General features: G+C 43.3%; 16 protein-coding genes and 1 other RNA gene. 13 read left to right on the top strand and 4 right to left on the bottom strand.

Going from position 1 to position 18,954, the window contains the following annotated elements; translation table 11 throughout:
- The first annotated feature begins 28 nt into the window (after positions 1-28).
- The 10 genes from EYR97_RS05700 to EYR97_RS05655 all read left to right on the top strand — a co-directional run bounded on the left by EYR97_RS05700 (position 29) and on the right by EYR97_RS05655 (position 13,099).
- Complete coding sequence (locus EYR97_RS05700) at positions 29-2,089, top strand: FAD-dependent oxidoreductase (RefSeq protein WP_165477985.1); 2,061 nt, start codon at positions 29-31, stop codon at positions 2,087-2,089.
- A gap of 53 nt (positions 2,090-2,142) precedes the next feature.
- Positions 2,143-2,982 carry a DUF547 domain-containing protein gene (locus EYR97_RS05695; RefSeq protein ID WP_404840948.1) on the top strand — a complete coding sequence of 280 codons (840 nt, stop codon included), beginning with the start codon at positions 2,143-2,145 and terminating at the stop codon, positions 2,980-2,982.
- Positions 2,966-4,339 (top strand): ABC transporter substrate-binding protein, encoded by a 1,374-nt coding sequence (locus tag EYR97_RS05690; protein WP_131092856.1) that lies wholly within the window; start codon positions 2,966-2,968, stop codon positions 4,337-4,339. Before EYR97_RS05695 ends, EYR97_RS05690 begins: the two co-directional genes overlap by 17 nt.
- On the top strand, positions 4,339-6,105 hold the full coding sequence (locus EYR97_RS05685; RefSeq protein WP_131092855.1) for an ABC transporter permease: 1,767 nt from the start codon (positions 4,339-4,341) through the stop codon (positions 6,103-6,105). The genes EYR97_RS05690 and EYR97_RS05685 overlap by 1 nt, the downstream gene beginning before the upstream one ends.
- A complete protein-coding gene (locus EYR97_RS05680; protein ID WP_131092854.1) occupies positions 6,095-6,748 on the top strand; it encodes an ATP-binding cassette domain-containing protein in 654 nt (217 codons plus the stop codon). The genes EYR97_RS05685 and EYR97_RS05680 overlap by 11 nt, the downstream gene beginning before the upstream one ends.
- Entirely contained in the window at positions 6,742-7,395 is a 654-nt protein-coding gene (locus tag EYR97_RS05675; RefSeq protein WP_131092853.1) for a CDP-alcohol phosphatidyltransferase family protein, read from the top strand. The genes EYR97_RS05680 and EYR97_RS05675 overlap by 7 nt, the downstream gene beginning before the upstream one ends.
- On the top strand, positions 7,388-8,206 hold the full coding sequence (locus EYR97_RS05670; protein ID WP_131092852.1) for a sterol desaturase family protein: 819 nt from the start codon (positions 7,388-7,390) through the stop codon (positions 8,204-8,206). The genes EYR97_RS05675 and EYR97_RS05670 overlap by 8 nt, the downstream gene beginning before the upstream one ends.
- Before the next feature lie 267 nt (positions 8,207-8,473).
- The gene (locus EYR97_RS05665; protein ID WP_131092851.1) at positions 8,474-9,853 is read left to right on the top strand and encodes a sensor domain-containing diguanylate cyclase; all 1,380 of its coding nucleotides are present in this window, start codon (positions 8,474-8,476) and stop codon (positions 9,851-9,853) included.
- A gap of 242 nt (positions 9,854-10,095) precedes the next feature.
- A complete protein-coding gene (locus EYR97_RS05660) occupies positions 10,096-11,271 on the top strand; it encodes a hydroxymethylglutaryl-CoA reductase (RefSeq protein ID WP_131092850.1) in 1,176 nt (391 codons plus the stop codon).
- Positions 11,272-11,563: 292 nt separating this feature from the next.
- Positions 11,564-13,099 carry an NAD(P)/FAD-dependent oxidoreductase gene (locus tag EYR97_RS05655; protein WP_165477984.1) on the top strand — a complete coding sequence of 512 codons (1,536 nt, stop codon included), beginning with the start codon at positions 11,564-11,566 and terminating at the stop codon, positions 13,097-13,099.
- A 72-nt stretch (positions 13,100-13,171) separates the two neighbouring features.
- Here EYR97_RS05655 and ssrA read toward each other — a convergent pair.
- Positions 13,172-13,528, bottom strand: a transfer-messenger RNA (tmRNA) gene (ssrA, locus tag EYR97_RS05650).
- A 131-nt stretch (positions 13,529-13,659) separates the two neighbouring features.
- On the opposite strand from ssrA, the gene EYR97_RS05645 reads away from it, so the two are divergent.
- Complete coding sequence (locus EYR97_RS05645; protein ID WP_131092848.1) at positions 13,660-14,883, top strand: NADH:flavin oxidoreductase/NADH oxidase family protein; 1,224 nt, start codon at positions 13,660-13,662, stop codon at positions 14,881-14,883.
- A 62-nt stretch (positions 14,884-14,945) separates the two neighbouring features.
- Here EYR97_RS05645 and smpB read toward each other — a convergent pair whose 3' ends face one another.
- Positions 14,946-15,425 (bottom strand): SsrA-binding protein SmpB, encoded by a 480-nt coding sequence (smpB, locus tag EYR97_RS05640; protein WP_131092847.1) that lies wholly within the window; start codon positions 15,423-15,425, stop codon positions 14,946-14,948.
- A 174-nt stretch (positions 15,426-15,599) separates the two neighbouring features.
- Between smpB and EYR97_RS05635 the strand changes: the two genes are divergently transcribed.
- Positions 15,600-16,031, top strand: coding sequence for a type II toxin-antitoxin system RatA family toxin (locus EYR97_RS05635; RefSeq protein ID WP_131092846.1), 432 nt, complete (start codon positions 15,600-15,602; stop codon positions 16,029-16,031).
- A complete protein-coding gene (locus EYR97_RS05630) occupies positions 16,028-16,372 on the top strand; it encodes an RnfH family protein (protein ID WP_131092845.1) in 345 nt (114 codons plus the stop codon). Before EYR97_RS05635 ends, EYR97_RS05630 begins: the two co-directional genes overlap by 4 nt.
- A gap of 86 nt (positions 16,373-16,458) precedes the next feature.
- On the opposite strand, the gene EYR97_RS05625 is transcribed toward EYR97_RS05630, so the two are convergent.
- Positions 16,459-16,938 carry a MarR family winged helix-turn-helix transcriptional regulator gene (locus EYR97_RS05625; protein WP_131092844.1) on the bottom strand — a complete coding sequence of 160 codons (480 nt, stop codon included), beginning with the start codon at positions 16,936-16,938 and terminating at the stop codon, positions 16,459-16,461.
- Between the two features lie 30 nt (positions 16,939-16,968).
- Positions 16,969-18,936 carry a BCCT family transporter gene (locus EYR97_RS05620; protein WP_404840949.1) on the bottom strand — a complete coding sequence of 656 codons (1,968 nt, stop codon included), beginning with the start codon at positions 18,934-18,936 and terminating at the stop codon, positions 16,969-16,971.
- Positions 18,937-18,954 lie beyond the last annotated feature (18 nt).

The following is an 18,954-nucleotide window of genomic DNA, read 5'->3' as shown; positions in this document are numbered from 1 at the left end:
TTTAAATAGCTATTTAACCCTAGAAGGAATGAAAGGTTCACTTAATGGCTTTCAACAGGCTATTGCGCAAAACCCTTTTTTAAGCATGGGTGTGTTCTTTGCTGTTTACGTGTCTGTTACTGCATTATCGCTACCTGGCGCAGCAATTTTAACCCTAGCAGCTGGTGCTTTGTTTGGCTTGCTGCAAGGGCTAATTATTGTGTCTTTCGCATCAACAATAGGCGCGACCCTAGCGTTTTTGGTGTCCCGTTTTATTTTGCGCGATACGGTGCGTACCAAGTTCAAAGACAAACTGAACAACATTGATAAAGGCGTTGAAAAGCAAGGGGCATTTTACTTATTCACTTTGCGACTAGTGCCTGTATTTCCCTTCTTTTTAATTAATTTATTAATGGGGCTAACAGCTCTTAAAACGTGGACATTCTATTGGGTAAGTCAGTTAGGTATGCTTGCGGGAACCGCTGTTTACGTTAATGCGGGAACACAGCTTGCGCAAATAGTTAGCTTGTCGGGTATTGTGTCGCCAGGTCTTATTTTCTCATTTATACTGCTGGGTATTTTCCCATGGATAGCCAAAGGGATTGTTGCCATCGTTAATCGTCGTCGTGTCTACAAGGGGTACACTAAGCCGAAAACTTTCGACAGAAATTTGGTTGTAATAGGTGCTGGTGCAGGTGGTCTTGTAACTAGCTATATTGCAGCAGCAGTGAAAGCGAAAGTAACATTGGTGGAAGCCGGTGAAATGGGGGGCGATTGTTTAAATTATGGGTGCGTTCCAAGTAAAGCCCTAATTAAAACAGCAAAAGTGGCGCATCAAATGCGCGATGCTGAAAAGTACGCGTTAGACGCAATAGAGCCGAGTTTTTCATTCAAACATGTTATGGCGCGGGTACAAGACGTTATTCAAACCATTGCGCCAAATGACAGTGTAGAGCGTTACACCTCGTTGGGCGTTGACGTGGTAAAAGGCTATGCCACCATTGTGGATCCTTGGACAGTAGAAATAAAACATAACACGGGAGAAATTCAACGACTAACCACGAAAAATATTGTAGTTGCAACCGGTGCCGCCCCTTTTGTACCGGCAATGCCTGGTATTGAAGAAAGTGGTTATGTTACGTCTGATACGTTGTGGCAGGCATTCTCTGAGCGAGAGCAAGCGCCGAAAAAGCTTATTGTACTTGGTGGCGGCCCCATTGGCTGTGAGTTAGCGCAAGCCTTTTCGCGTCTTGGCAGCGATGTAACGCAGGTAGAACTTGCAGAGCAATTAATGGGGCGTGAAGACACTGATGTGGCTGATTTTGCTGCAAGCACTCTTAAAGAAAGCGGTGTGAATGTGCTTACCTCACACAAGGCCCTTCGATTTGAGCGTCAGGGTGACGAAAAGGTATTGGTTGTTCAGCACAATGGTGTTGAGCACGCACTTGTTTATGATGACGTCATTATTGCCGTGGGCCGAAAAGCGAGACTTTCTGGGTTTGGCCTTGAAGAATTGGGCATTAAGTTTGATCGCACCATAGAAACCGACGAGTATCTTCAAACGCTCATGCCCAATATTTATGCGGCAGGGGATGTGGTTGGCCCTTACCAGTTTACCCATGTGGCTGCCCATCAAGCGTGGTATGCGGCAGTCAATGCACTATTTGGTAATTTCAAGAAGTTTAAAGTTGATTATCGCGTTATTCCATGGACGACGTTTACCGACCCAGAAATTGCCCGTGTGGGGATTAATGAGCGAGAAGCTGCCCAACAAGGTATTGATGTTGAAGTTACCCGCTTTGAGTTTGCAGAACTGGATCGAGCTATCACCGAGAGTGAGCGAAAAGGCTTTATTAAGGTGTTAACACCGCCAGGGAAAGATACGATTTTAGGCGTGACTATAGTGGGTGAGCACGCCGGAGATTTAATGGCGGAATTCGTGTTGGCCATGAAGCACAACTTAGGCTTAAACAAAATTCTTGGCACTATCCACGCCTATCCAACATGGGCTGAAGGTGCAAAATATGCAGCCGGCAGCTGGAAACGTGCTAATGCGCCTGAGAAACTGTTGCAATACGTTGAGAAATTTCACGCTTGGCGACGGAGCTGATAATGTGTCTATTCAGTAATAGCAGGCTTGTGGGCGACTTATCAAGAAAGATAATGGTTCCGACCCATTTACTAAGAAAAATCGTGATTTCTAAGCAAAAAAGCATTTTGCTGGTTTGTTGGTTAAGCTTTTTTGCATCATGCTCATTTGCCAATGAAAATTTGCACAGTGGGTTTGATAGCCTGTTAAGAAAGCATGTCATCACCATTGATAATGGCGCGAGTACACAAGTTGATTATGCGGGGTTTATGCGTGATAAACCCTTGCTAGATGATTATTTATCAGAGTTAACAAAAGTTGAGCAAACAACATTTGATAGTTGGAGTGACAATCATCAACTTGCGTTTCTTATTAATGCATACAATGCGCATACCATTGCACTTATTCTAACTGAGTACCCAGACATAACTTCTATTCGTGATTTGGGCAGTTTCTTTTCTTCTCCTTGGAAAAAAGAAATAGCGCCGCTTTTAGGCGAAATTCGTACGCTGGATGATATTGAACATAATTTGATTCGAGGGGATAACAAGTACCAAGAGCCACGTATACATTTTGCCGTTAACTGTGCCAGCATAGGTTGCCCAGCGCTTCGCGAAGAAAGCTACACAGGAGAGAAACTCGAAACACAGTTACAAGGTCAAACAGAACGCTTTCTGGCAGACAAAACTAGAAATTATGTATTGGATGATACGCTATATTTGTCGAAAATATTTTCTTGGTATGGGGATGACTTCGAGCAAGGATGGCAGGGAGCACATTCAGTTAAAGCATTTATCGGATTATACAGTGACGCATTAGGGTTGAGTGAAATGCAAGCGAACAAACTAATAAGCGGTGACATGTCGATTTCATTTAATGAGTACGATTGGCGACTAAATGATATTACCCAATAGGTTGTTAGTATTGAGGCTTGAAGATAAAGCAACAATGTTCGGCGTAAGTGCTATCCGAATACGACAGGTAATCGCAGTACTCATGCTTATGCTTTTTGCTAGTTTTGCGTCCAAAGCTAATCAAATAGCTACCAATCAAATAACTACCAATCAATTAACTACCAGTCAATCTCCACATGCTACGCCTACACCCGCTAAGTCTGCATCCACGCGACGGGTGACAAGCGATGAAATAGAGCCTCAAACTGTACGGTTTCACGCGTGGGGCGGCAGTGCTCAAGTTAATGGTTATTTGCAGTGGGTGAGTGAGCAGGTAAAGAAAGAATACAACATCAACTTACAACACGTAAAACTGGCAGATACCAGCGATGCGGTATCTCGTGTACTGGCGGAAAAAGCCGCAGGCAATCATAGTGAAGGTAGTGTAGATCTTATCTGGATCAATGGTGAAAATTTTGCAGCTATGAAACAGCATGGGTTACTTGAGCCTGAATGGGTAAGTAGTATAGAGAATTTTGCGTTAACCAACCCACAGCAAAATGCAGCCATGGTGACAGATTTTGGTGAAGCCACGTTAGGCATGGAAGCGCCTTGGGGTAAAGCATCAATGGTGTTTTATTATCGACAATCTCATTTAGAGGCACTGTCATTAAAAGCGCCAACCACCATTGAAGCCTTACTGACTTTTGCGCAGAAAGCACCGGGTAGGTTTACTTACCCCATACCCAATGATTATTTAGGTATTACTTTTTTGAAGTATGCTGCGCTTACCTTAAACAAAGAATATCTAGATGATTTTTATAGCCCTGTTTCGCCAGAAGCGTTAGCACGCGTACTTCTTGCTTTATGGCAATACCTTGATAAGTTACATCCACTGATGTGGCGTAAAGGGCAAACTATGTTGCGCCAAGCCTCTCAGTTACAACGCTTAATGGGTAGTGGTGAATTGTCACTGGCGTTTTCTTTTACGGCTGCTGAAATTCCAAGTGCGGTTGAGCGTTTTGATTTACCGTTAGATATTCGAACCTATGCAATGCATGACGGCAGTTTAGCGAATGTGCATTTTATTGGGCTTACGTTCAATGCCGCTTCTAAAAATGCAGCGAAGACGGTGGTGAATTTTTTATTGTCTCCTGAGGCACAGGCCCAAAAACAAAAATTAACCGTATGGGGTGACGATACTGTGCTTGATATGACGCAGCTTAACCAAGCGCAACGTCAGCTGTTTATTCAAGACACACCACATGCGTCAGCGTTGGATAAGACATTATCAACACCATTACTTGCAGAGCCGCATGCAAGTTGGACAGACGCGTTGCGCGATGCTTGGTTTAAACGTTACGGAGCAAGGTACTGATGTTCACTCGTTTGACCGTTCTGGCACGCTGGATATTGTTGGTGGTGTTAGTGGTACCTGTTGTGGCAGGGCTAATTGGTGTGGTATTTCCTGCGCTCGGCTACTTTCCAGTGCTTGGTGCGACCACTTTTTCTTTTGATGTTTTTAAACAGCTGAACAGTGTCGATGGCTTAGGTCGAATGGTGTGGCTTTCGCTTTTTACTGGCTTAGGCGCCACTTTATTGTCTATTGCAGGGGCTTTTTTCTTACTGGCCGCGAGCTATCAAACTAAGGCTTTTCGCTACCTGCAAGGCTTATTAAGCCCATTACTTGCTCTTCCTCATGCAGCAACAGCTATTGCGCTTTTATTTGTTATCAGTCCTTCAGGTATTATTGCACGGCTATTCACAGCATCTGGCGAAGGCGTAATGGTGTCGGCAGGGATGTCGAAATGGAGTTTTGCGTTTCCCTACGACGAGCTTGGGTTAAGTGTTTTATTTGCGCTTACGCTTAAGGAACTGCCTTTCGTTGTGCTAATGGCGATGAGCGTGATGTCGCAACCTCAACTTAGTCACAAGTTTAAAAGTTACTTAGCAATAGGGGCTTCTTGCGGGTACACGCCAATCGCAAGTTTTATGAAGCTTGTATTACCGCTAGTTTATCGACAAATTCGTTTGCCCCTTTTAGCAGTGGTCGTGTTTGCAACATCAAATGTTGAGATCCCACTTATTTTGGGGCCTAACAACCCTAGTACGTTGTCTGTCGCTGTATTCTACTGGTTTAACCATATCGATTTGTCGTTGCGGTTGTTGGGCTCTGCCGCTGCTATTTTACAGGTGGGCGTATCTTGCTTAGCGCTGCTGACGTTTATATTCGTTGAGAAAATAGTAAGTAAGGTCGCGAGTAGTCAGCGAATACAAGGAACCCGTACGTTTTTTGATTTCTTCATAATAACTAAAGCCGCGGGCATAGTAGGGTTGTACGTTGTGCTTTGTGGCTTAGTGGTTTATTCAGTCATTATGCATTCTGTGGCACAGTATTGGGTTTTTCCTGCACTTTATCCTTCAGGGTTAACTTTGCTTCATTGGCAAACCGTGTTGGGCGGTATGTTGCCTCCCATTGTAAATACGCTTTTATTAGGTGTGGCAGTGAGTGTGTCGTCAGTCATTATTGTATTACTTGCGTTAGAAAGTGAGTTGCTAAAACCCACAAAATCCACAATGACATTAGTGTTGTCACTGGCGCTATTTCTTCCTTTGCTAGTACCGGGTGTCGCTTTTCTCTACGGGTTAGTGTGGCTGCAACAAATTGTGCTTGCCTCTGCCACTTGGTTTCATACTTTCATCGCTCATTTGGTTTATGTTTTACCCTATGTATTTATGGCGTTGGCTGTGGCTTATAGAAAGTTTGATAACCGTTATGCCATGGTGGCGCAGAGTTTGGGGAAAACACCTTGGCAAGTGTTTACTCATGTAAAACTGCCTCTTTTGACCTCACCTATTTTAGTGGCGTGGGCACTGGGTGCCTCTATAAGCTTCAGCCAATATCTGCCGACATTACTCGCTTCGGGCGGTACGTTACCCACTATTACCACTGAAGCCGTTGCCTCTGCTTCAGGAAACAGTAGCAGAGTGACGGCGGTGTACCTCATTATTCAAGCTCTTTTACCCTTGGTCGCGTTTATAATTGCGTGGTGGGCTCCAACATTATTGGTTAATAGAAAAAGGGGAGAAAACGGCGTTTTGAGCAGTGTAAGTAAAGAAAGTGAGGTTTTAAATGGCAAATAATCATCATCGCCTTTTGCTAGATAAAATTACTATCAATCGACACGACAAGGCGCTACTTAGTATTAACGCAAGTGTAGAAAAGGGCCATATCCTTAGCGTAATGGGCGCAAGTGGGTCGGGTAAATCTACTTTGCTGCATGCTATCTCTGGGCAGCTAGCTTCGCCATTTACCCTATTGGGTAACATAGTAATTGACGGGAAAACCATGAATAATGTGCCGGCTTACAGGCGTAAAGTGGGCTACATGTTTCAAGACGCACTTTTGTTTGATCACATGACGGTAGAGGGCAATATCGCATTTGGGTTACCACCTAAAAAATATACAACAAAGAGCGCTCGTGAAAGGGCAATTTTAGGTATGCTTGAAGCTGTTGACTTAAGCGGCTTGCAAAAACGCGCCGTGTCGTCGTTATCCGGAGGGCAGCAAGCCAGAGTTTCTTTGCTTAGAACTTTAGCATCAGAACCAAAAGTGGTCTTGCTGGACGAACCTTTCAGTAAACTAGACACCGCGCTGCGCGAGCACATACGAACTTGGACGTTTGCAACACTGAAAGAGCAGGGCGTTGCTGCACTATTAGTTACGCATGATGCAGATGACGCCGCTGCTGCAAAGGGCGACATTATTGAGTTAACACCATGCTAGATGCCAAAGTTACACCGCTAATTAAGCCCTTGCTTAAACCTATTGTACTGTTTTTGAATGTACGGAATGTAACGCCCGATCAAGTCACCGTATTTGGGTTTGTCTTCGGCTTACTCGCGGCGCCCTTTATTATATTGAACTGGTTTGGTGTGGCATTGGTATGTATTGCAATCAATAGAATATGCGATGGCATAGATGGCGAATTAGCACGCCATCAAAACTGCAGTAGTAGTGCTGGGGGCTATCTAGATATTTGTCTCGACTTTTTGTTTTATGCCGCTATTCCACTTGCCTTTGGAATAGCAAACCCTGCTGATTGGGGCGCTCCTGCTCTTGTTTTACTAGCAACCTTTATAGGAACCGGTAGCAGCTTTTTGGCTTTTGCAATTGCCGCTGAAAAGTTTCAAATTGATAGGCCTCAGTTTACCAATAAGAGTTTTTACTACATGCAAGGGTTAACAGAAGGTAGCGAGACTATTTTGGTGTTTGTTGCCTTTTGCGTTTGGCCAATTTATTTCCCTATATTGGCATACGTTTTTGCCGGTGCGTGTTTGATAACTGTGGTAACGCGAATTGCTGGTGGTTATAGAACCTTAAAACAGCATGAGCAAAGCGAACTGATAAAGAAAGACGTATCTCATGGATAGTAGCGCTCAAGTCCGTCTTGCCATTTTTCTTGGTGTATTTGCCGTAATGGGCGCTATTGAAGCTTACAAACCAGCAAGAAAGGCAGTACTTAGTCGAAAAGAGCGATGGATTGCAAACTTGAGTATGGTGATATTGGGCGCTGTAACCGCGCGCTTACTGTTGCCTAGCTCACTTGTGGGCGTATCGTTATGGGCGAAAGAAGCTCATATTGGCCTGTTCAACATAAATACGTTAGAAACACTGGTGCCTTATTGGCTGGAAGTAACCTTGTGTGTACTGTTATTGGATGTGATCATTTATTGGCAGCATAGGCTCTTTCATGTTGTTCCGATATTATGGCGCGTTCACAAAATGCATCACGCTGATAGCCATGTTGACACTACAACAGGGCTGCGATTTCATCCAATTGAAATTGCAATAAGTCTAGGAGTGAAAGCGTTTGCTATTGTGCTTTTAGGGGTCCCGATTTTAGCTATTTTACTATTCGAGGTGGCGTTAAATGGCTTTTCGCTTTTCAACCATGCCAATATACGTTTACCGCAAAAATGGGATGACAGGGTAAGTATCATTCTTATAACGCAGCGACTTCACCGCATACATCACAGTCAGGCTAAAACCGAGTCAAACTCTAACTACGGGTTTAGTGTCACCTGGTGGGATAAGTTGTTTAATAGTTACACTCCAACTGTTAATTGCAATGACAAGACACTAAAAATAGGCCAAAAAGACGTACCTGCTAATAAATCAAATGCAACAGTAGTCGCATTATTAATACAGCCATTTTTGAAGGCGAGCGATAAAAGTAAGTAGCACTTATGTAGCGTCAGTTTCAAGTGTGAAAATGGCTATTAAAAACATCCACTCCAATACTTAAGGAAAATTGCCGATATACAAATAGCATTGCTTTAAAATTGCATTATGCATAAGTATTAGTATATACCTATGCATAGTGCTGCTACGATAAATAATAATTATTGATTCGCGAGAGTTAGATTGAAGACGGAAGATCTCTTACCTATTTTTCAGGAATTGCCATCATGTCTGCTTTTTAAGCAGAAAGGAGAGGGTGGTATATTCATGAGCAGTGGTTTTAAGCGTAATTTCGGAGCGACTGACAAACGTGATATCAATGTAGATGAGATAACATTTTTTGACCCAGTGTCAAAAGTGGAATTGCTAAAAGCAGAATCTCCATTCGAGCTCGCCGAGCATGGTGAGCAAGTTAATCTTTGGGTAAGGTTACAGACCAACCTTCGTACTATTCACTGTCTTGTTGAAAGCAAGGTGGTGTCTACCCCTCCAGGTGACTGGGTTTTCTTGCATATCAAAATTAACTTCGATGACTTATCGACCAACGCGTCTAAAGATACTGCCATTGGAAAACATATTTCGTTTAACCAACTCCTGACTAACTTTTCATCAAAGCTGATTAATGCGGGAATTCATGAACTCGATGCCATTATTGACCAAAGCTTAGCTGCCTTTGGTGAGTTCTGTGATGTTGACAGGTGCTACTTGTTTGAGTTTTCTGATGATGGAGACTTGATGTCTAACACCCACGAATGGGTGGCGGCAGGGGTCACTCCTTACATCGACGACTTACAAGACATGCCAACGAATGAAATGCCTTATTTGATTGAGCATGTCACCAATGGCATTTTTAAAGTGGATGATGTGGCTACCATTCCAGATACTGCGTCGAAAGAGCGAGCTGAATTCGAAAGAGAGCGTATTTGCAGTATTTTGTGCGTACGTATTATGGTTAATAGTAAAATTTATGGCTTCATAGGGTGTGACATTATTGGTGGGCCTTATGAATGGAAACCCCATGATATTGAATACCTTAAACGAGTAGGCGAAATACTGGGTAATACATTACAAAACCTGCATAACCAAAAAGCCCTCCAAAAAGTACAGATAGAACTGGTTGAAGCCAATAAACAACTAGAGCGATTGGCCAACATTGACGGTTTAACCGGTATTGGTAATAGACGTTTTTTTGATAACGCACTTGAATGCGAATTAGTGGAAAGCCGCAACAGCCAACGCCCATTGTCGTTATTATTGATTGATGTAGATTCGTTTAAAGCCTTTAACGATACATACGGTCATGTGGCAGGCGATAACGCGTTAGAGAAAATAGCGGAAACGTTAACGAATAGCTGCTTAGGCCTTAATGATTTAGCGGTGCGCTATGGCGGTGAGGAATTTGCTGTCATTTTACCTGGCGCAAGTGAAAAGTCGGTAATGAGAATTGCTGAGCAAATACTGCGTAATGTTAGAAAGCTGGGCATACCTCACGAGCATTCACATCACAATAAATTACTAACTATTAGCATAGGCTTAGTCTGCGCTGATATTGACAATCAACGAGAATCTGCAACTGATTTAGTGCTCAAAGCCGACGAAGCGTTATACAGAGCAAAACACGCAGGGAAAAATTGTGCGAAGTTTTAGCTAAACAACAATCTAAATTTCCATAAACAGTTAACATAATCTTTATATTTTTATAAATTTCCATTATCAAACACATTTGTTTTGTCATCATTGTTTAATCATGTGTATAGTAAATTCATAGCTATAATCAGGACTTAATCGAATAGTAATTTAATAAAACCAAGTCACTTAAACGGTTTGGCATAACATACGCAGCTCCATTAAAAGCTTTATCTGTATTGTAAAAAGAGGACGTTAACACAATGACTGATGATACCCGCATCCCGCGTAATACTATGGACGACCATACAAACGAAATGGCACAGAAACGCAGAGAGTTTCTTTCACAGAAAACGGGGTCGAGCCTAGAGCATACGGGGCAATACTCGATCGACCCTGCACTCTTGCCCGGTAACGTTGAAAACTTTATCGGTGTGGTACAAATGCCTGTGGGCATTGCAGGGCCAGTACAAATTAATGGTGAAAACGCTGATGGTATGTTTTATGTACCGCTAGCAACCACAGAAGGAACCTTGGTTGCCAGCTATAGCCGTGGAATGCGCGTGATTAACGAATGCGGTGGGGTAAAAACCACAGTGGTTGAGCAATTTATGCAACGTGCTCCAGCCTTTATTTTCTCGGATGCCCGTGAAGCGCGCGAGTTTGGCGCATGGGTAGATGAACATTTCGAAGCCATTGCCGCTGCCGCCGAAAGCACAACTAGCATAGGTAAATTGCAGCATATTCACCAATGGTCTGTGTCGCGTGTGCGTTACTTGCGTTTTAACTACACCACAGGCGACGCTGCCGGCCAGAACATGGTAGGTAAAGCGACCCTTGCGGCCTGTGAATGGATTAAAGCTAATTATCCAGTGCAATGTGAATATTTGTTGTCGGGCAATATGGATACCGACAAAAAACACTCACACCTGAACATGCTGCACTCTCGTGGTAAGCGCGTGATAGCTGAGATTGTATTAAAGCGAGAAGTGCTGGCAAAAATTATGAAGGTGGATACCCACACTTTGGCTCGCGCAACTGTGCTGGCTAACACTGGGGCATTAATGGCAGGTGCGGCTTATAACGGACCGCATTCAGCAAACGGTATTGCCTCTTTGTTTATTGCCACCGGCCAAGACGAAGCCAACGTAGTAGAGTCACACGCAGGTTTGCTTTCTCATGAATTGCTACCTAATGGCGATTTGTACATGGCAGTAACGCTACCTTCGTTAATTGTGGCAACTTACGGTGGCGGTACAGGTTTACCAACCCAACGTGAATGTTTAGAACTGATGGGTTGCTACGGTAAAGGTAAAGCTAACAAGCTGGCTGAAATTGTTGCGGCAACCGTATTAGCAGGTGATATTTCTCTAGGTTGTGCAGTTATTGCGGGGCATTGGGTAAGCAGCCACGACAAGTACGGGCGTAACCGCCCATAACCACCCGTAATCGCCGCTTGACAACAAGTGGTGGTTAAAATCGTACAAGTAACACTAAGACTATAGGCCAGACATAATGACAGCTGTTATGTGTCTGGTTTTTGTTTCTTCACTCATTGCGAGCAAGCCGCTCTCATCATCAGCATTACATCTTTTAGCTGTCTTCCCAGTTTAACTTTTGCATGTTTTTCCGAAAGGGAAGGTTTATACAGCCACGTTCCATTGCAATATCTAGTTGATTTGGATGGTCTTGGGCATTATAAAAGTAAAAAAGATGTTAATGGATAAGGGAATGCAATCGACAAAAACTGATCCTTCTGAACACCTAGATGTGCTGATAATTGGGGCAGGCATATCTGGGTTAGGGATGTGCTATACGCTTAAAAAGCAGCGTCAGAACGACACCTTTGCGGTGATCGAGAGTCGAGATAACTTTGGTGGAACATGGGATTTTTTTAAATACCCAGGGCTTCGTTCTGACTCGGATATGTATACCTTTGCCTATTCATTTAAACCTTGGACTGAACGCGAATATATCGGCTCTGCAGAACGCATTAATAATTATCTTAGTGAGCTGGTTGAAGACGAAAAATTGATAGAATACATCCGTTTTCAACAACGGGTTATAAAGGTAAGTTGGCGATCAGAAGAAAATAAATGGACATGTACGGTTAGAAAATCTGATGGCACTGAATATAAGATTTATTGTAAGTTTATTGTGTCATGTACAGGCTATTACAACTATGAAAGCGGCTATTTGCCCAAGTTTGAGGGGGCCGATAATTTTAAGGGCGATATTATTCACCCACAAAAATGGCCAGAGAATTACAGTTACAAAGACAAACGTATTGTGGTTATTGGCTCAGGGGCAACAGCCGTAACCCTTGTACCCAAACTGGCAGCAGAATCCAGTCATGTTGTAATGCTACAGCGCTCGCCAACGTATATTTATAATCGCCCATCTTCTGACGGTTTATATCGCTTTCTATCCTCATTCATGTCAGCTAAGTTTACCAATAAGATAATGCGGACTAAGTATGTGCTGATGCAGCAAATTACTTACTTTTTATCTAAGCGGTTTCCAAACTTTATGGCAAAGATAATTCGAAAGGAAACAGCAATAGCGTTGAATGATGGTTTTGATGTAGATACGCATTTCAAACCTAACTATAAGCCCTGGGATCAACGAGTTTGCATGGTACCTGATGGCGATCTATTTAATTGTTTAAACGGCGGTAGCGCGTCTATCGTTACGGCGCATATAGCATCGTTTACAGAGAATGGGGTTAAGCTAAAAAATGGCGAGCATATTGACGCGGATGTCATAGTAACCGCGACGGGTTTAGACGTGCAGCTGTGGGGTGGGATGATGGTTGAGGTTGATGGTCACAACGTAACTCCCAATAGCTTGACCAATTACAAAGGAATGATGTTTAGTAATATACCTAACTTTTTAATGATTTTTGGTTACACCAATTCCTCTTGGACACTAAAAGCTGAGCTTTCTTATCAGTATATTTGTCGTTTACTCAATCTTTTAGACGAAAAACAATACAGCAGTGTTTACCCCTATCTTGAAGAGGAACAAGAATCTGAAGGAATTGTTGATTTAAACTCTGGGTATGTATTACGCGCAGCGCCGCGGCTTCCTAAGCAAGGTTTACATTTTCCATGGCGGAATAAAGACTTTTACTTAAAAGACCTGTTGGCAATTAAATATAGGGACATCGAAGATGGTGTGCTGCGTTTTGACGATACTGAACACTTGGCAAAATTTCACGAAAAGGCAGCTGAAAAGCGTCGCAATGCTGATGAAGCTAATTGTTGATCAGTTTTTAGCAAGACGTTTTCGTATTGCAAAAACAAAGAACCCCGCTAGTTAGCGGGGTTCTGTTTGAATTGGTGGAGCTGGCGGGATTTGAACCCGCGTCCAGAAAATGTCTACCTTTGGTACTACATGCTTAGTTTGTCATTTCTTTAACTATTTTGGACCCCGACAAACAGGGTTCCTGATAGCTGTCCTGATACTATTTCGCGGTTCAACCTCAGGAGAGTTTCCCTCGCTAGTTTGCTTATATGACCTTCCAAACCCACGCTAGCAAACTAAGCTGTGGTGGAAGGGCCTATGCCGGTTATTAAGCGGCTAGTGCGTATGTTTCGTCGTTTGCGACTATTTAAATGCGGCTTTTTAAGAGGCCAACCGCTCCTCTGCATGCACCTCCGGCGTCCTAGATCCTGTCGAATCCTAATCAGCCCCGAAAATGTTTTGGGATTATAACACAACTCATGCCGTGTTAAACGTTTCTTTTATAATTTGCTTTCAAAAGATGCATTTATACGCAAAAACACTTAAAGTACGCAGGCGTTCATTTAGAATTTATTGTGTTAATGTCTTCAGATTCAATTTTGTATTCTCCGTACACATTACCTTGTGGTGTTACTGTAAGAAATCGGCTTGTTAAAGCTGCTATGGAAGAAAATATGTCGAGTCTTGGCAATGTGCCGGGCGAGTCTATGTATTCTTTGTATCGCTATTGGGCACATGGCAATCTTGGTATGATCATAACCGGAAACGTAATGGTCGACCGTTCTTCAATGACTGGGCCAGGTGGTGTAGCGCTTGAAAAATCGAATGATTTAGCACCGTTTCAAAAATGGGCAAAAATCATTAAATCAAATGGCGCGCTTGCCATCATGCAAATTAACCATCCAGGTCGCCAAGTATTAAAAGCAATGCAGGGCAATGCCATTGCTCCTTCTGCAGTGCCACTTGATATGGGTAAACACTCTAAGTTGTTTGCTCAACCTCGAGAAATGACCTGCCAAGATATTCACGAGGTATGCAAGCGTTTTGTAGAAACGGCCAAGCAAGCTGAATTAGCGGGTTTTGATGGTGTTGAAATTCATGCTGCCCATGGTTATTTATTAACACAATTCTTGTCACCACTTACCAATCAACGCCAAGATGAGTGGGGCGGTTCTATTATCAATCGCGCTCGTTTGCTCATCAATATTGTCAGTCAGGTACGCGCTGTTTGTGCTAAAGACTTCATTGTGATGGTTAAACTAAATTCAGCTGATTTTCAGAAAAATGGGTTCTCCTTTGATGACTCGTGTGAGGTGGTTAATCGGCTTGAAGCACTTGGTGTTGATGTGGTTGAATTATCTGGGGGAAGTTACGAAGCACCCGCGATGCAAGGGCAAACCCGTGACGACACTACATTAGCTCGCGAGGCTTATTTCCTTGAGTTTGCTAAAGTGTTGGAAAGTAAAACCGATATTCCCCTTATGACCACAGGTGGCATTAAACGCGCGGAAGTGGCCGAAAGGGTAATTCAGCAAGGTTGTGCGTTGGTGGGCTTAGCAAGCGCGTTAGCAATCACGCCAGATCTTGCGAAAAAATGGCAACAAGAGTGGACCTACTCTGGTGTTATTCCCCATTGCACGTGGAAAGACAAATCGCTTGCTAGCTTGGCGAACATGGCAATGGTAAGGCGTCAACTGCGCAGGTTGGGCAACAACATAACTACATTGCGCGACCCTTCACCACTGTGGAGCTTGATTCTAGATATGTTGCACCGCAATAAGATGACAAAGCGAGATGTGGGGTAGAAATATTCGCTCCTGCACAAGCTTTCCGTGCACAAGTTTACCGTATAAAGAAAAACACAGCGTTATACGCTGTGTTTCATCATTCTTTCTTTCTGGCGCTGCCAGTCTTTGTCCTTAATGGTGTCACGCTTATCGTGGGCATGCTTACCTTTAGCTAAATGAATTTCTAGCTTCACCCAGCATTTTTTCCAATACATGGAAGTTGCTACAATTGAGTAACCTTGGCGGTCACGTGCACCCATTAAACGGTCAATTTCACGCTTGTTGAGTAACAATTTTCTAGCGCGCTCTGGTGCTGCAACAACGTGGGTAGATGCTTGATTCAATGGGCTAATACGACAGCCTACTAAATAGGCTTCGGCATTTTGGATAATAATGTATGCATCGGTAATGTTCACTTTACCAGCACGAATACTTTTAATTTCCCACCCTTGAAGTTCAAGCCCAGCTTCGAACTTGTCTTCTAAGAAATAGTCATGACGCGCTTTTTTGTTTTGCGCGATATTTCCGGTGGTGTTTTTGTTGGCTTTATTCTTTTTCATGCTCGCTATTATACTGATAGTCTTTAAGAATGTCTTTATGTGTGTCGCATAATTTCAGTGTTCTCTAGCAACCGCACAATTAGAATATGTGGGCATATTTGCTAAAACCGAATATCAGTTAGCGAATTATTCTGTGTTACAATGCGCAAAAGCGTAATTGTAATAGTGGAATAAATGCCAAGTATCCATAGAAGTGCACTGGTGGCTCACAGTGCTGAAGCCATGTTTAACTTAGTTAATGATGTTGCGTCTTATCCTGAATTTCTTCCCGGTTGTACAGACAGCAAAATTATCGATATGTCAGCGCAAACGATGAAAGCGTCGCTGTTGGTAGCCAAAGCTGGCATAAAACAGTGGTTTACTACACATAATTCACTGGTTCCTGGCAAGAGTATTGCGATGGAATTGGTCGATGGGCCATTCCGCTCGTTAACCGGTGGCTGGACTTTTTCTCCCTTATCGGAAGAGGCATGCAAGATAGAGCTCAATTTAGAGTTTGAATTTTCCAATAAATTGGCAGAAATGGCGTTTGGTAAAGTGTTTAATAGTTTGGCAAGTAGTATGGTTGCAGCGTTTACTGAGCGCGCTAGGAGCGTTTACGCATGAGCGATGCGCTGATTAATGTGGAAGTGGCGTATGCGTTGCCGACTAAGCAAACTATCATCGATATTGCCATTAAACCTGGTACAACGGTTGAAGAGGCGATAGAGGCTTCGAATATCAAAGAGCAGTTTCCCGAAATTGACTTAAGTGCAACTAAGGTAGGCATTTGGAGTCGTGTGGTTAAATTGCGCGATACGCTTATAGATGGCGATAGGATTGAGATATATCGCCCGCTTATTGCCGATCCGAAAGAGATTAGAAAACGACGGGCTGAAAAAGCCAAAGAGGAAGGCAGAGCCGATAAAGTGACCGGCGGAAAAGTAAATCCTTTGAAAGCGAAATGAAAACGGCCCATTCGGGCCGTTTTTGTTTTTAGGGTTGCTCATTACTAATCTAAGCTGAATAACTACTAGCGTTTACACGTGAAGTATCAAACCGCTTTGTCTGAAATACTACCCAATTCAAGGAATGGTGATGCATCAATGTCTTCTGCATCCATCATTGTTGCAATACGCTGAACGGTGGCGACCATTTGGCTTTGCTCCCACTCTTTAAGTTGTGCAAAACGTTCAACGAAATGTTCTTGAAGAGGGCGAGGGGCCCCTTCTACTGCTTCTTTCCCTTTGTCTGTTAAAAAGACACCTACTTTGCGCTTGTCTTGTGTACTGCGAATACGTGTGGCCAAATCTCTTGTTTCTAATCTGTCCAAAATGTTAGTAATGGTTGCGGGGCTTAAATTTATACTGTCCGCAATTTCGCGCACCATGATCCCTGGGCGCTCTTGTATATTTTGCATTACAAGTAGTTGTGGCCCCGTTAGCCCCACGTGTTTATTAAGCTGCTTACTGCGTAAGTCTACGGCGCGTATTACGCGACGTAAGGCCACTAATAATTCTTCTTCTTTTCGCATGTTACTTCCAACATATGCATAATGCATGGGTTACTTGAGCAAATGAATAAAATGCTGGTGTTTGTGATAGTGATCAATGATGTCGTTGATCACTGATATCTTGGACCATCCCATAATATCATAGTTCTGCCCCCCTTCACTGAGGTGTACTTCGGCGCGATAGTACGTTGCCTTGTCGTTTTCGTCCAGTGATTGTGTCTCACTTGGACCAAATTCGGGTTGCTCTGTGGGTGTGGCGTACGCTGCATAGATAAAATCAGGATCGTTACCCATTTTAACAGTTAAGATAAGCGCGTCGTCGTTTTCTTCAATGTCAGCTTCAAAACTTTGTTTTTTAAACTCTTCACCTACTTCAGTCATGGCCGATTTTACGACTTTTGCAATATAGCGCTTTACCGCTTTTTCGTCAGGGAAGGTAACAATGTTCTCAAGTCGCTCTTTCCAGTTTTTATCGGAATCACCGTGCTGAGGTGTACCGGCGAGTACTTGTAAACTCTCTCGTTTGTAACCTTCAATTCGCAGTGCTTTAAGTAAACCTGAAATAGCAATCAATAACACAATGGCAAAGGGTAACGCTGCGGCTATTGTCATAGTTTGCAATGCGCCTAATCCGCCAGCGTATAACAGTACTGAACTTACAACACCTACACCCACGGCCCAATAAACTCTTTGCCATAGTGGAGTATTATTTTCACCGTGTGAGCACAGCATATCGACGACCATTGCCCCTGAATCGCAAGAGGTAACGAAGAATACAACTACCATCAATACAGCTATGAAACTTAGAACAGAAGAGAAGGGAAATTGCTCTAAGAAAACAAAAAGTGCTACCGCGGTATCTTCATTTACCATGTTGGCAAGCACATCTTTACCTTGAACAAGCACCTGATCGATTGCTGCATTACCAAATACGGTCATCCAAAATAATGTGAACGCAGAAGGAATAAGTAGTACACCCAGCACAAACTCACGAATTGTGCGGCCATATGAAATTCGTGCAATGAATAATCCTACGAACGGAGCCCACGCTAACCACCAGCCCCAGTAAAAGATAGTCCATCCACCAATCCAGTCGGTTTTTTCGTATGCGAACAGATTAAACGTATTGCGCACTAAATCAGATAAGTAGGCTCCTGTATTTTGCATAAAGGCTTGTAATAGAAATACTGTGGGGCCAAGTACCAGTACAATCAATAATAGGGCAATTGCTAGAACCATATTGGTTTCAGAAAGTCTTCTAATGCCTTTTTCAAGCCCTGTGGTAACAGAGATAACCGCCAAGCCGACTACACCTGCCATAATCATTATTTGCACACCGGTATTTGACGGTAGTCCAAATAAATAGTTAAAACCTGCATTTACCTGAGAGGCACCGAACCCCAGGGATGTAGATACACCAAAAACCGTTGAGGTAACCGCAAAGATATCTACAACATGACCAGGCCAGCCGTATATCTTATCACCGATAAGCGGGTAGAGCGCTGAGCGCAGTGTAAGTGGTAAGTTCTGGCGATAGGCAAAGTAGCCTAATATAAGCGCGACCACCGCATATATTGCCCATGCGTGAACGCCCCAGTGGAAGAAGGTGGTTTTCATTGCCTCACGCACAGCATCAATACTTTCAGCTTGTGCTGTGGGTGGTGCTAGAAAATGCATTAATGGCTCTGACACACCAAAAAACATCAGCCCGATACCCATACCGGCTGCAAATAGCATGCTTAACCATGTTATGAATGTAAATTCTGGCGTTGCATGGTCCGGCCCGAGTTTAATTTCTCCATAACGCGACATGCCTAAAAACACAACGAATACCACAATAACTGCAACCGTGAAAACATAAAACCAACTGCCATTTGCAACAATCACACTTTGTAATTGTTGGAACAGTGTATCAGCAGTGTCAGGTGCACCCGCCGCAAAAATCAACAAACAGAAGATTAATGCTGATGAGGTAAAAAACACGGGTTTGTTCAAAGACGACGCTTTCTGGTGGTCAATCACGCAGTAAATATCCTT

The sequence above is a fragment of the Alteromonas sp. KUL42 genome (genome assembly GCF_006538325.1).
Lineage (GTDB): Bacteria > Pseudomonadota > Gammaproteobacteria > Enterobacterales > Alteromonadaceae > Alteromonas.
The sequence above is the reverse complement of the archived record's forward strand: the minus strand, read 5'-3'. Positions and strand labels throughout refer to the sequence as shown.